Origin of the sequence: Cohnella soli (assembly GCF_042655525.1) — a bacterium.
GTDB lineage: Bacteria > Bacillota > Bacilli > Paenibacillales > Paenibacillaceae > Cohnella > Cohnella soli.
The window spans coordinates 48,736-63,906 of the sequence record NZ_JBHSMI010000028.1; the positions used below are offsets into that span (position 1 = coordinate 48,736).

9 protein-coding genes are annotated in these 15,171 nt (G+C 52.4%); all 9 read left to right on the forward strand.

Annotated elements, in window-relative coordinates; genetic code table 11:
• The first annotated feature begins 53 nt into the window (after positions 1 to 53).
• The 9 genes from ACFPOF_RS16680 to ACFPOF_RS16720 all read left to right on the forward strand — a co-directional run bounded on the left by ACFPOF_RS16680 (position 54) and on the right by ACFPOF_RS16720 (position 15,170).
• Positions 54 to 935 (forward strand): carbohydrate ABC transporter permease, encoded by an 882-nt coding sequence (locus ACFPOF_RS16680; protein WP_378134627.1) that lies wholly within the window; start codon positions 54 to 56, stop codon positions 933 to 935.
• Positions 936 to 1,778, forward strand: a complete 843-nt coding sequence (locus tag ACFPOF_RS16685; protein ID WP_378134629.1) for a carbohydrate ABC transporter permease — start codon at positions 936 to 938, stop codon at positions 1,776 to 1,778. It abuts the gene before it with no gap.
• Positions 1,762 to 4,491 (forward strand): family 78 glycoside hydrolase catalytic domain, encoded by a 2,730-nt coding sequence (locus ACFPOF_RS16690; RefSeq protein WP_378134631.1) that lies wholly within the window; start codon positions 1,762 to 1,764, stop codon positions 4,489 to 4,491. The genes ACFPOF_RS16685 and ACFPOF_RS16690 overlap by 17 nt, the downstream gene beginning before the upstream one ends.
• Before the next feature lie 203 nt (positions 4,492 to 4,694).
• Entirely contained in the window at positions 4,695 to 7,184 is a 2,490-nt protein-coding gene (locus tag ACFPOF_RS16695) for an apiosidase-like domain-containing protein (RefSeq protein ID WP_378134633.1), read from the forward strand.
• Positions 7,185 to 7,697: 513 nt separating this feature from the next.
• Positions 7,698 to 9,629, forward strand: coding sequence for a DUF4838 domain-containing protein (locus ACFPOF_RS16700; protein ID WP_378134634.1), 1,932 nt, complete (start codon positions 7,698 to 7,700; stop codon positions 9,627 to 9,629).
• 138 nt (positions 9,630 to 9,767) lie between these two features.
• Positions 9,768 to 11,450 (forward strand): extracellular solute-binding protein, encoded by a 1,683-nt coding sequence (locus ACFPOF_RS16705; protein WP_378134636.1) that lies wholly within the window; start codon positions 9,768 to 9,770, stop codon positions 11,448 to 11,450.
• A 69-nt stretch (positions 11,451 to 11,519) separates the two neighbouring features.
• Positions 11,520 to 12,419, forward strand: coding sequence for an ABC transporter permease (locus tag ACFPOF_RS16710; protein ID WP_378134638.1), 900 nt, complete (start codon positions 11,520 to 11,522; stop codon positions 12,417 to 12,419).
• A gap of 36 nt (positions 12,420 to 12,455) precedes the next feature.
• On the forward strand, positions 12,456 to 13,322 hold the full coding sequence (locus ACFPOF_RS16715; RefSeq protein WP_378136005.1) for a carbohydrate ABC transporter permease: 867 nt from the start codon (positions 12,456 to 12,458) through the stop codon (positions 13,320 to 13,322).
• 90 nt (positions 13,323 to 13,412) lie between these two features.
• Positions 13,413 to 15,170, forward strand: coding sequence for a sensor histidine kinase (locus ACFPOF_RS16720; RefSeq protein WP_378134640.1), 1,758 nt, complete (start codon positions 13,413 to 13,415; stop codon positions 15,168 to 15,170).
• The last annotated feature ends 1 nt before the right edge of the window (position 15,171 follow it).

The following is a 15,171-nucleotide window of genomic DNA, read 5'->3' on the forward strand; positions in this document are numbered from 1 at the left end:
TTACACCGGCCGGCTCAATAGAGCGGCCGGTGTAATATTAAGCAGGTGAGAGCGTGTTAAGATCCAGTACCCGGGAGTGGTGGACCGGTTTTTGGTTTATCCTGCCGGCAACCGTGTTGTTCGTGGCGTTCGTCTATTACCCTTTCGCCACCAGCGTGTTCTATTCGTTTACGGAATGGGACTCTATTCGTCCTGCTAAATTCATAGGCTGGGACAACTATGTTTTTCTGCTCGAGGATTCCAAAATGCTTCAAGCCGCCAAGAATACGTTGATGATCACCTTCTTCGGAATCGTCGTTCAGAACCCCTTGTCCTTATTCCTGGCCCTATTGCTGAACCGCTCTTTCCGCACGAAAATTTTGCTCAGAATCGCGTTTTATTTGCCTGTTGTCGTCAGTCTAGTCGTCACATCCATCGTGTGGGGCAATATTTTGCAGTATGACGGCTTGCTTAACGGCCTGCTGGAAAAATTAGGATTGCAGGCCTGGGGACGCGATTGGCTGGGAAACACGCGAACGGTATTTCCGACTATCATCGCTTTGACGCAGTGGCAGGGACTCGGATATTGCGCGGTCATCTACTTGGCCGGGCTGCAGGCGATTCCGCAAGAATTGTACGAAGCTGCGAAGATAGACGGCGCCAAGGCAGGCAGCAGATTTATGCACGTGACGCTGCCGATGCTCATGCCCGCGACAACGATTGTCGTTTTCTTGACGATCGTCGGAGGGCTGAAGATGTTTGACATTCCGTATATCATGACGGGAGGAGGCCCCGGATCAGCTTCCTATACGATAACCCTTGCGATTTATAATGCCGCATTCCGGGAAAATACGTACGGCTATGCGATCGCGGCCGGTATCGTTCTCATGCTGTTCATTATGGTTGTGACCCTGATTCAGCTCAGAATGATGCGACGTAAAGAGGTGGAGATGTAAATGAACCCTCACTCCGCCAAACGAAAAGGCCATGGCAGCGCATTGCTGGAAATCCTTTTGTTATTGGCCGCTTTGCTCTTTCTATTCCCGATTTTTTATCTCGTCCTGACAAGCGTTAAAGCTCCCAGCTTGTTCTATCAGCCTTTGGCTATGCCGGATTCGTTCTACTGGGGCCATTACGCCAAAGCATTCGACAAAGTTAACGTCTGGCGCGGTTTCTTCAATACGTTCGCGATCAGCGCAGGCTCGATCGGACTGATCATCCTCGTTTCTTCTATGGCGGGTTATGTCATCGCGCGTATTCCGCGCAAGTTCTTTCAGTTTCTGTTTTATTTCTTTATTTCCGGCATGGTTATTCCTCTGCAAACGGGAATGATTCCGATCTTCAAGATGGGGGTTGCCTTGCATCTGATCGATACGCGTTCCTTCCTGATCCTATTGTACGCGGCGGGCGCGCTTCCCATGGCGACGTTCATGTACACGGGATTTACGAAGTCCGTTCCCAGGGAAATCGAAGAATCGGCCGCCATCGACGGGTATGGAAGATTTCGGTCGTTCTGGTTGATTATTTTTCCGCTTATGCTTCCTGCGACCGGTACGCTCATCATGTTGAACATCTACGGGATCTGGAACGATCTGTTCGGACCGCTGCTTTATCTCAAGGATCCCGCAAAAATGACGCTTATGGCTCAAGTCGTGCAATTCAAAGCGAATAACCAATCGATCGATTACGGTCCGATTTTCGCGCTTTGCGTCATGGCGACCCTGCCGTTGATCGTTCTGTTTTTCTTTACGCAAAAATATATGATGAAAGGACTTGTCATCGGTGCGGTTAAAGGCTGATCCGAACCTAAGCGAGAAAGAGCGGAGATCCGATCGGAACGATTTCGGCATCGCGGAGCTGCGCGTCGAATACAGAAATAATCCGATTGGCATCGGCGTGCGAGCCCCCCGATTCAGCTGGCAGCTGTTCGGGGCGGGAAGGGGGATCAGACAAGGAGGATACCAAATTCAAGTCTCCGAGGACGATCCTCAATACCGAAGTCTGATCTGGGACAGCGGCGCGGTGAACTCGGACCAATCCGTTCACGTCCTGTATGAAGGAGGCTCTCTAAAATCCCGTCAAGTCTATCATGTCCGCGCGCGCGCTTGGGATACAAAGGGGCGGGAAAGCGGCTGGCAGAGCGCATTTTTCGAGACCGGCATACTGGACTTCGGAGAATGGCAGGCTCAATGGATCACGTGCGATCTAGAGATGCAGCACCGGGCGGAAGCGTTGCCTATTTTCCGCAAAACGTTCGAGGCGGGATCCCCCTTACGAGCGGCGCGTCTTTACGCGACCGCTCTTGGACTGTACGAAGTGGAAGTGAATGGTCAACGCTTAAAAGATCAACTTCTCACGCCGGGTTGGACCAGTTACAGCAAGCGGCTTCAAACTCAGACATATGATGTGACGGAGTATATTCAAATCGGCGTTAATGCGATCGGATTAACGATTGCGGACGGTTGGTACAAAGGCAGAATCGGAGGGCATCCTCGCGATTTTTACGGGGATCGAAGAGCGGCGCTGCTTGAGCTGCATTTGATATACGAAGACGGCAGCAAGCAATGCGTCCTTACGGACGGATCCTGGCGGGCGGAGACCGGTCCAATAGTGATGGCTTCCCTCTATGACGGAGAAACCTACGACGCCAGGCTTGAAAAAGACGGTTGGAGTATGCCGGAGTACGATGATCGCGGTTGGTTGCCCGTCGAAATATGGGAACGCGGCATGCATATGCTTCTTCCCCAGGAAAACGTATCGACCGTAATCGTAAAAGAAATGAAACCGGAGAGAATTTTTCAGCCGCCAGCCGGCGATCCGATTCTGGATTTCGGCCAAAATTTGACGGGATGGGTTTCCTTCACGGTTGAGGGACAACCCGGAACGACAATCGAACTGGTTCATGCCGAAGTATTGGATTCCGCTGGAAACCTGTACGTCGATAATTTGCGTTCCGCCAAGCAGACGACCCGCTATATTTGTAGAGGAACGGGGAATGAGCGCTATGAGCCCAGATTCTCGTTTCAAGGATTTCGCTATGCGCAAGTAAAGGGATATCCGGGCGAGGTGAATTCCGAGCGGTTTACCGCACATGTCGTAAGCTCCGATCTGGAGGAGACGGGGACTTTCGAATGCTCGGATCCGCTCGTGAACCAATTGCAAAGCAACATTGTATGGGGGCAGCGGGGGAATTTCCTCGATGTTCCAACGGACTGCCCTCAGCGAGACGAAAGATTAGGGTACACGGGAGACGCGCAGGTTTTCATCCGGACAGCCGCCCATAACATGAATGTTGCCGTGTTTTTTGCCAAATGGCTAAGAGACTTGAAGGCGGACCAACTGCCGAGTGGCGGAGTGCCCAACACGATTCCCGACACTTTGCCGGGTTGGGAAATGCATTCGGCGGCAGGATGGGGGGATGCGGCGGTCATCTGCCCATGGACGATGTATGCGTGCTACGGGGATCTGCGGTTGTTGGAAGAACAATATGCCAGCATGAAAGCGTGGGTCGAATTCCTTCGAAACTCGGGGGAGCAGGAGTATCTGCGGAACGACGGGTTTCAGTTCGGAGATTGGTTGGCGCTGGATGCGCCGGCGGGGAGCTATACGGGGGCGACTCCGAAAGACTTGATCGCAACCGCATTTTATGCCTATTCTACGGATTTGCTCGCCAAATCCGCACGGGCGCTAGGAAAAAAGGAGGATTATGCAAAGTACCAAGAGCTTCGGACGCGGATTGTTGAAAACTTCAACAGGGAGTTCGTTACTCAGACGGGGAGACTCGTATCCCCGACCCAAACGGCTCACGTATTGGCGCTTCGGTTCGGCTTAGTGGAAGGCGCGACCCGCAAAAGGGTGGAGCAAAGCTTAATCCGACTCATCGAACAAGCGGGTTATAAGCTGACTACGGGTTTTCTGGGAACTCCATATTTATGTCCGACGCTGTCGGAAATCGGCAGAAGCGATCTCGCCTATCGGCTGGCGCTATCTCGTGACGATCCGTCCTGGCTGTACTCTGTCGCTCAGGGGGCAACAACGATCTGGGAACATTGGGACGGACGGAAAACGGACGGTTCATTCTGGAGCGCGGATATGAACTCCTTTAATCACTACGCGTTCGGCGCGATCGGCGAGTGGTTCTACCGCTTTGTGGCGGGAATTGACACGGATGAAGCCAGACCGGGCTTTAAACATATTCATGTGAGACCCTTTCCGGGCGAAGGACTGCATTATGCGAGAGCTTCCTACCAATCCATGTACGGGGAGATTGTATCCCAATGGAAGATTGATAACGGGAAGATGCAAATAGAGGTTAAGATTCCTCCGAATACGACGGCTACGATCGTTCTTCCGAATGTGCTGCAGGAAAAGGTATCGGAACGAGGCCGACGACTTGGCGATGCGGAAGGGGTCAGGGTCGTCGCATTGCACGACAATCAAGTGACCTTGGAGCTGGAATCGGGCTCTTATCAGTTTCAATATGATTGGCGTACGCCATCCTCAGGAAATTGATTCGGCCAAACGCGAAAGTGAACCGTCAGGGGACAAAGCCGCCCTGACGGTTTTCTTGCGTCGCGGCTTGTGGTGCCGGCGAGAGGTAAATTGGAGAATACATAAAGTCAAATAGATTCATGTTCACTATGAAAGCGCCATCATAAACTGGGGGCGAGGGAAGAAACTCGGCAAGGCGGACAAATTCGAAGGAGGAGAGAGTGATGAAGGGGAATCCGATTCCGATCAACTGGCATTTCCCGCTTGCGATTGTTGTTATATTCTCATTATTTAATGGCCTTACCGGCATCCGCACCGCCTATGCAGCCGACTTTACGGTCCAGCAATGGCAGGCGGCAGAGATTACGCTGACAAGTTCAATGGCGTACGGTAATCCGTTCAATGACGTGGACGTCATCGCCACTTTCACCGGTCCGGATGGAACGGTCATTACCCGCCCGGCGTTCTGGGATGGCGGATCCACCTGGAAAGTCCGTTTCGCGCCGACCAAGACGGGCACTTGGACGATGACCACAAGCGCAACGGATACCGCGAACACCGGCCTCCACAACGTGACGAAAACCGTGCAAGCCGAAGCTTATACCGGCGATCTCGATATTTACCGACACGGCTTTCTTAAAGTCAGCGGCGACGGCAGATATTTGACGTATGCGGACGGGACGCCGTTTTTTTATTTGGGCGACACGCATTGGATTTTGCCCCACGAGCGATTCGCGACATCCAACGCGCCCGGTGTCGCTTCGCAGTTCAAGTACACCGTGGACAAACGAGCCGATCAAGGCTTTACCGTTTATCAATCGGAACCGATCTGGCAGCCTCACGGGGGCGGGACTCACACCGGTGCCGACGAAGAGGCGCTGGCCAATCTAAGCGACGGATTCACGAGCGCGGATTTGCCCGGGTTCGCCAATCTGGACCGGAAATTCAAGTATATTGCCGACAAGGGACTTGTGCATGCCAACGCCCAGATCACATGGGCGCTCGATCCCGCCAGCTATGTCGTCTACACAGACGCTTACATGGCCAGGATGGCGAAGTACTGGGTCGCCCGGTATGGCGCATATCCTGTCATATGGACGATAGCCCAGGAAATCGACAAAAACATGTACGGCAACTTTAACGCGACCACCATGAGCAAGTGGTTCGCGGTCGGACAGAGCATCGCGGACAACGACGCGTACCGGCAACCCCTTATGCCCCACATGGAAAATACGAACTCGACGACAGCATCGTCTTCATGGTGGTCCTCCAAGCCGTACCACGACGGCTGGGCGGTGCAGTGGCAAAGCGAAATGAACGATATGAACACCGCCAAAAACTTCTGGAACATTTCGCCCGCCAAACCGGCCGTCTTATATGAAAGCGCGTACGACCAATTTTGGACCGATAACCGAGGGGCATTGGGGGCGGCGTACAAAGCGTTCCAATACGGCATGTACGGTTACGGTTATGGAGCGGCCGGGCTGTGGAACGACATTTACTCCAAACCTGGAGATCCCGACGACTTCGGCACGGGATCCGAGATGCCCGCCCGCTACTACTGGTGGTATGACGGCGCCAATTTGCAGACAGGCAATCAGCTGACGTATTTCAAAAACTTCTATACCGGTCTGCAATGGTGGAAGCTTGTGCCCCGCTTCGACGACGGCGTCTGGGGGGCGTTCGCGGATTCCTCGCGCTCGCTGCTGTCTTCGGACGGACAGACCACGTTCGTCGTCTTTTTCTTCGGAAGCGGAACGTCCACCGGCACTCTGAAAAACCTGTCTTCCGGTTTCAATTATTCGGCAAAATGGTTTAATCCCAGGACCGGGCAGTTCACGACGATCGGCACCTTAACGGCCCCCGGCGGCCAATGGACGATACCCGTCCGGCCGACCGCCGAGGATTGGGTGCTGCTTGTGCAGCAAACCGGAACAAACGCTAACAATTTGGCTCTTGGGAGAACATACGCCGGTTCCTCGTCGTGGGACGCGAACCAGACGGCGCCCAAGGCGTTCGACGGCAACAGGGTCACGAACTGGCAAGCTTGCAACGGGTGCTGGAACGGGCAATGGCTGGAGGTCAATTTCGGTACGAATACAACGTTCAATACCGTGTTGTTAAGCGAATACGGAGACCGGACGACCGGTTACCAGATACAGTACTGGAACGGTTCAGCCTGGCAGATCGCTTACGCGGGTTCGACGATCGGTTCGTCCAAGACGATCACTTTCCCGGAGGTGACCGGCAGCAAGGCGCGAATCTACTACTTGTCCGGCACCGCCAACGCGCCGATCGTATACGAGTTCGAGATTTACCGCGACTCCATGCCCAATCTTGTACTGGGCAAGACGTATGCCAGCTCTTCGTCGTGGGACGCGAACCAGACGGCGCCCAAGGCGTTCGACGGAAATTTCGCGACAAACTGGCAAGCTTGCAACGGGTGCTGGAACGGGCAATGGTTGGAAGTTAACTTCGGGTCGAATATGACCTTCGACAAGGTCGTGCTTAGCGAATACGGGGACCGGACGACCGGCTACCAGATACAGTACTGGAACGGTTCAGCCTGGCAGACCGCTTACGCGGGTTCGACGATCGGTTCGTCCAAGACGATCACGTTTCCGAAAGTGACCGGCAGCAAGGCACGAATCTACTTCTTGTCCGGCACCGCCAACGCGCCGATCGTATACGAGTTCGAGATATACAATACGTAACGATGAACCCTACTGCGGTCACTGCCCAAATTTAATGCCCTTCTAGCACAAAACCTCTCCTTCGTTGACATGAATGGTTACAATTAGCTATATTCGCAGCTTGTCCAACACGGATCGCGAGAGAGTCGAGTGGATCGCGGAATATGCCGGCGCAGTAATGGGGTCTCGCGCGATACCGTACTTTCTTACATCGAGAAGGGAATCGCGGAAGGCGGCTTTCTTGAAAGCTTAACGGCATAATGAAAATACAGCCTTCGCGGATGCATGTGCCGCGAAGGCTGTTCGGCTTGCCGGGGACTATGATTTGTCAGCCTGCTATTTCCCCCACCGTTTCGTTCCGCACGCAGTTGTTTTTTGAGCAACTACAGTTTCGATTTGTGCGGTTATAAGCTTAACCTGACAAAATTAGGGACCGCGGTAAACAAAGGTGCACAAATGTAAAAAGAAGTGCATAGCCCTCCCCGCTCATCCGCCGTTACAATGCGATCATATCCCATGGTTTGGAGGTAGGACATGCGCGAGAGTAACTTGGAAATGGACAGCATTCATGTCATTGGCGGAAGCGTTGAACCCATAACATTCGCGGCGGCGGAGTTGCGGAAATATTTGCGTCTGGTATCCGGAACGGACATCCAATTGAGCGAGACTTCGCAATACCGGGCAGATCTGCCTGGTATTTGGGTCGGACTGCATCAGGATTTTCCTTGGGCTCCGGGGCTGGAATATGATGAGCGGGAGGATGCCGTCCGGATCGACGTTTCGCATGGGAGCGGAATCATTGCCGGCTCCAATAAAGGCAGCGTGCTGATTGCGGTGTACCGGTATTTGCAGGAGCTGGGCTGCAGGTGGGTGAGGCCGGGAACGAGCGGAGAATTCGTGCCGCGCGTCGATTACAAGATCAGGCCGGTAAAAGTGGACGAGAAAGCCAACTGCCGATTCAGGGGCATTTGTCTGGAGGGAGCGGTCAGCTTCGACAACGTTTTCGACATGATCGACTGGCTTCCGAAGGTGGGGTTTAACGGCTATTTTATTCAATTTCGCGAGGCCTACGTGTTTTTCGAACGCTGGTACCATCATCTCCGGCATCCGACCAAGCAAACGTCCGGGAAAATCCATCCGAAAACGACTTTATCGTTCGTAGAGTCGTTGGCGGCCGAAATTAAAAAGCGGGGGCTCGTGTACCATGCCGTCGGCCACGGCTGGACAAGTACGGCTTTAGGCGTTCCGTCGCTGAGCTGGGACAAAGTCGAGTCGGAAGCGGCGCCGGAGATTGCGCCTTACCTGGCGGAGGTGAACGGAATACGCGGCTGGTGGCGAGGCGTACCGATAGATACGGAGCTGTGCTATTCTAATTCGAACGCGAGAGCCCGGATGATCGACGAGATTGTGAAATACGCGATGGATCATCCGGAAGTCGATATGCTCCACGTCTGGCTGTCGGACGGACATAACAACCAATGCGAATGCCCGAATTGCGTGCTCCAGTCGCCTTCGGATTGGTACATTGCGCTGCTCAATGAGCTGGACGACGCCTTGACGGTCAACGGATTGACGACGCGGATCGCCTTCCTGCTCTATCAAGAGTTGTTGTGGCCTCCGAATAGGGAAACGCTATACAACGCGGAGCGTTTCGTTCTGATGCTCGCGCCGATTACGCGTACCTATCGCAAATCCTTTGCGGAATCCGGCGAGCTTCCGCCGCTTCCGCCTTTTGTCCGCAACCAAATCGGTTTTCCGCTGACAATCGAGGACAATTTGAGCTATCTGAAAGCATGGCAGGCAATGTTCGGAGGAGAAGGCTTCGACTTCGACTATCATTTCATGTGGGCCCATCAGAAAGATCCCGGCCAAGTCGCGATATCCCGAATGCTGTACGCAGATATCCGGCATCTGCGCGAGATCGGATTGCATGGATACGTGAGCTGCCAGGTGCAAAGAGCGTTCTTTCCGAACGGGCTCGGCGTTACTGTCATGGGAAGAGCGCTATGGGACAGCACTCTGAGCTTTGAAGAAATCGCAGCCGACTATTTCCGTTCGGCTTATGGCGATGCCGGGGGGCAATGCCTGAACTACTTGACGGAGCTGTCGAAATTGTTCGATTTGCTTCATCTGGATGCCCCTTTCTCCACCTCCGAAGTTGGGCGCAACCCGGGCTTGTTTGAACGAATCGGCTCGACGCTGCGGAATTTCAAGCCGGTCATTGAACAGAATTTGTCGTCTCCGGATGCGTGCCGCTCCGTTTCGTGGATGCATCTGAAGGTGCATCAGGAACTATGGCTGGAGATGACGGATGCGTTGGGACTGCTTTATAACAGCGAAACAGAGGAAGCGCGCGCGCGATGGACAACTTTGAAAAACAGGCTTTGGGAAAAGGAAGAGCAGGTTCAGGAAGTGCTGGATGTATTCAATTTCGTGTACGTCTATGACGGCATCTTCGGGGGTTAGCATTCGGCAGACAGGATAAACCGACGTAAAAAGGTGTGCATGAAAGTAAAGTGTTGTGTATAGAGATGTCTTTTTTTCAGCCGATATAATAAGCTTGCACACGAACGAACTGCACAAAACGACGAGGGGGATTCGGAAATGAAACGCAAGAGCAGATTGGCGGTATCCTGTGTTCTTATTGCGGCGCTGCTGGTTGTAACCGCATGCAGCAGCAACAAATCGAATGAAGGCGCATCAAGCTCAAGCCCGCCTGCGGAAAGCAGCGCAGCCCAGACGAGCGGTACGGACAACGGTAAGAAGGAACCCGTTGAAATTACGATGGTTCGCGATAACGCAGCGGACATCAAGTACATTTCGGGCGAAACGATCGATAAAAACGCCGTAACCGACGCCTTGCAGAGAGACCTTGGCATCACGATCAAAAACTTATGGGTGGCAGAATCCAACCAGTATGCCCAAAAAGTGCAAATGAGCATTTCGTCCAACGATATTCCGGATTTGATGTTCGTCGACATGCCGCAGTTCCAGCAGTTGATCGAAGCGGACATGATTATGGATCTTACGGACGTCTACGAGAAAAATGCGACAGCGGATACGAAAGCTTATTTAACGGGAGACGGCGGCATTCAATTCGAGTCGGCCAAGAGCGGCGGCAAGCTGATGGCGATTCCCGCAACCAACGGTCCATACGGCGCATCAACCCAGGTATGGATCAGAAGGGATTGGTTGAAGCAACTCAATCTTGCTGAGCCGAAGACGATGCAGGACGTCATTAATATTGCAAAGACATTCGCCGAGAAAAAACCCGGAGGAGCAGGCAAATCCTACGGTTTGCCGATGACGAAAGAATTTTTGGCGGACGCTACGTTCGACATTAAAGGCTTCTTCAACGGTTTCCATGCGTACCCGAACCAATGGATCAAGGATGCTTCCGGGCAACTGGTTAACGGGAATATCCAGCCGGAGATGAAGACGGCGTTAAAGCAACTGCAGGATATGTACAAAGAGGGGCTCATCGATCCGGAATTCGGCGTCAAAGACGTGACGAAAGAAGGCGAACTGCTCGCCGCGAACCAGATCGGCATCGTATACGGTCCGTTCTGGCTCAGCGCATGGCCGTTGTTCACGAGCGCGGTCAAAGACGGCAAGTTGGTGCAGGATTGGTGGCCGTACCCGATCGTATCCGTCGACGATAAACCGGCGCTGTCGCAAATCGAGTTGGGCGTCGGCGGCTACTACGTCGTATCGAAAAAAATGAAGCATCCGGAAGCCGTCATTCAACTGCTGAACAAGTGGGTTCAAGCGTACACGAAGCCTGAAGAAACGGACAAGGTATATTTCCTCCAGAACGAGGAAGCGTCGAACTATTGGAAGCTCAGCCCGCTCCGCGTATTTTCGCAGACGGAAACCGTTCTGCTGGGAGAATCCGTGCCCAAAGCGGTCGAAGCGAAGGACGGCTCCAAGCTTGAAGGGGGGGAAGCGCCAAGCCGTTATGGCAAGATCATGAAATATTTGGATGGCGATGTGAAGGAATGGGCAGAATATCCGATTTCCGGTCCGGGCGGGGCCTTCTCCATCATGTACGACTACTTGCAAAACGACCGGTACCATAATAACGGTTTTTACGGCGCTCCGGGGCCGGTCATGCTTGAGAAGAGGCCGATTCTAGATGCGAAGATGAACGAGGTATTCGTCAAAATCATTATGAATCAAGTATCGATAGACGAATTCGACAAGTTCGTAGAAGAATGGAAAAAACTGGGCGGAGACGAAATGACGAAGGAAGTCAACGAATGGTACGCCGGCACGGCTAAGAAATAAGCAGGATAAGCAGGGAGGGGAACTGCAATTTGCGGCCATCCCCTTCCGATTTTTAGGAGGTAGCCGGAAATGATCATCAAGAGGTTTACGAAGGAATGGCCGCTTCATCTTCTGTTGCTGCCCGGCATCGCTTTCGCGATTGTTTTCAGCTACGTCCCGATGGCGGGCATTGCCATTGCCTTCGAGAAGTTTATTCCTACTCGGGGCATCTTTACTTCTCCATGGGTCGGATGGAAAAACTTCGAATATATGATCCACTATCCCGACATTAAACGGATCATGTACAACACCTTGTACATCGCGTTAATGAAAATCATCTGCGGCTTGATCGTGCCGATTACGATCTCGATATTGCTGAACGAGCTGCGCAAAGCCTTTTTCAAGCGGATCGTGCAAACGCTCATTTACTTGCCGCACTTCTTGTCGTGGGTGCTGCTTGGCGGCATTCTGATCGACTTGATGTCGCCGTCATCCGGAATTATCAACCAATTTCTAGGCTTTTTCGGCGTCAAACCGATTTTTTTCCTTGGGAGTAATGAATGGTTTCCGTATACGCTCGTCGTTTCGGACATTTGGAAAGAGTTCGGCTTCAGCACCATCGTCTATTTGGCGGCGCTCACGGGCATTAATCCTTCTTTGTACGAAGCGGCCGAAATCGATGGCGCGAGCCGGTGGAAACAAACGTGGCATATTACGCTGCCGGGCATACTGCCGATAGTCGTTCTTATGGCGACCTTAAGCATCGGCAATATTTTGAATGCCGGCTTCGAGCAAATTTTCAACTTGTATAGTCCTGCCGTGTTTGAGAGTGGCGATATTATAGATACTTTCGTTTACCGCATGGGATTCGAGCAGGTGCAGTATGGGCTGGCGACGGCTGTCGGGCTATTGAAATCGGTCGTTTCCTTAATTTTAATATCCATATCTTATACGCTCGCTTACCGGTTTGCCGGATATCGCATTTTCTGAGAAAGGAGGAGGGGAGCTTTGATTGCAGGCAAGTCCATGGGAAGAACCGTTTTTATTATCGGGAATTACGCTTTTCTGACGGCGCTTTCCCTGCTGTGCATCTTTCCGTTAATTCATATGTTCGCGTTATCGTTAAGCTCCGGGGCTGCTGCGGCAGCCGGCAAGGTTTCCTTATGGCCGGTGGATTTCACGACTGCCGCTTACCGGAACATCGTCAGTAAACCGGAATATTTAACCGCCTTCGGTATTTCAGGGAAGCGGCTTATCCTTGGAACGGCGATCAGCGTGGTTCTGACGATTGTTACAGCTTATCCCTTATCGAAAGACAACAGCGCTTTTCAATTCAGAACGTGGTATACGTGGTTTTTCGTGTTTACGATTTTGTTCGGGGGCGGTCTTGTTCCCTGGTTTATGACCATCAAGCAGCTCGGGCTGATGGATACGATCTGGGCGCTTGTGTTGCCCGGCGCGCTTACGGTGTTTAACGTCATTTTGCTGCTTAACTTTTACCGCGGGCTGCCGAAAGAGCTGGACGAATCGGCGAAGATGGACGGGGCGGGTCATTTCCGGACGCTGTGGAGCATTATCGTTCCGCTGTCCAAGCCGGCACTGGCGACGATCGGCTTGTTTACGATGGTGGGGCACTGGAACAGCTGGTTCGACGGTCTGATCCTGATGAATCGGCCGGAGCATTATCCGCTGCAAACTTTTCTCCAGACGATCGTCATCAAGAAAGACATGCGGTTCATGACTTCGCAGGATGCGGAGCTGCTCCGGTTAATATCCGACCGTACGAGCGGAGCCGCGCAAATCTTCGTGGCATCCCTGCCTATCCTGCTCGTCTATCCTTTCCTTCAGCGGTTTTTCATTAAAGGGATCGTATTAGGAAGCGTCAAGGAGTAGAGGGGGGACGAAAAAAGCCTGCTTCCCTTACCCGTATGATAAAGTGGAAATACGACACAATGTCATAGGACTTTGGGGGAACAGAACACCATGAAGAAGCTGAACGACCTACTGCGAAAGCGGACCACGATCTTCGTGAAATTGATGCTGACATTCGTCGCGGTGTTACTGCCGTTATACGTATTGACGATTATCATTAACCATAAAGGCGAAGAGAGCATCCGCAAGGAAATTTTCCAGTCGATCTCGGACCGCAACGATTTCTACTTGAAAACGCTTAAGATGGAAGTCGAGCGTGTAATGCGCGTCCTTCCGGAGTACGTCGCGGACAAAGACTTGATGACGTTAAGCGCAAGCGGAAACAGCTTAAGCGATTACCAGAAGATTGCCTTTATTAACGCAGTCCAAAGGCGTCTTCAGTTGATTAAATACAACAGCATTTACATCGAAGAGGTTAGAGCGTACATTCCGCTGCTTCAGCGGACGATTCTGAGCTCGACATTCAATACCTCCATTGATTTTCCGGAGTTCGAAGCGCTCCAGCTCAAGAACAATATCTCGAACAGTCCGCTCGTTTATTGGAACGACCGGTTGTTCGTCAGCATGCAGTACCCCGCTATCCCGAACCGCCGAGCGCTGTTCGTCGTCGGCGTGGAAATCTCGGTGCGCAAGCTGAAGGAAATGTTAAGCGAAATGATCAGCATTCCCGATGGAAACGCCGCGCTGCTCAATTTGAACCGGAATTGGACGATATCAAGCGAGCGGGACGATTCGAAAATGTCGGCGTTTCACGATTACTTCGCTGGCCGGATTAAGCAGGGAGTGAATGCAGGTTACGATACGCTGCGCATCGGCAACGTGTCGTACCTCGTTTCGTACACCTATTCCAAGGAACTGGAATCGTATTTGGTGAGCTACGTGCCGGAAAGCCATGTCACCGATCCGATCAACAAATACCGGTATTGGCTCATGGGCGTTTCCGTATTGTCCGTGTTTATCGTTTTGTTCTTCTCCCTCTCCATCTTTCGCATGATTCATCGTCCGTTAAAGCGGCTGATCGGCGCGTTCAAACGCATGCGGACGGGCGATATGATGCCGATCGTGTCCGTGCCGAGACAAGACGAGTTCGGTTATTTGTACAATGCGTACAACGACACGGTGATGCATCTGAAGACGCTGATCCAGGAAAATTACGAGCAAAAAATTCACAGTCAACGGTCCGAGCTCAAAAGGCTGCAATCGCAAATCAATCCGCATTTTCTGTACAACTGCTTTTTTGTGCTATGCCGGTTAATCAAATCCGAAGATTTGGAGCTTGCTTATAGCTTCTGCCAATATGTCGGCGACTACTTCCAGTTCATTACGAGGGACGATTCCGATCAAGTGCCGTTGGAGACGGAGTTCAAGCATGCGAGAACGTACGTCGAGCTGCAAAAGGTATGTTACGGGGAGAAAATTCAAATTTCCTTCGATGCCCTCGATCCCGCACTGGCAAGGTTTAAGGTGCCGCGCTTGATTTTGCAACCGATCGTTGAAAATATTTATAAACATGCCGTTTCGAAAATGTTGAGCGGGGGACAAATTGTCATCCATATGGAAACCCAAGGCGAAGATTTAACCGTGTATATGGAAGATAGCGGAAGCAGCCTGGCCGACGTTGACATCGCGCGGCTGAACGAACGACTTAGCCTATCGGCTCATGGCATCGAGGACACGACCGGAATTATTAACGTCCACCGGCGCATTCAAATCATGTATGGTCCGGAATACGGATTACACCTTTCGAGATCGAAGCTGGGTGGATTGCAGGTCGCCATCCGGTTGACGCTTAAGGAAAGCGAGGGCTAAC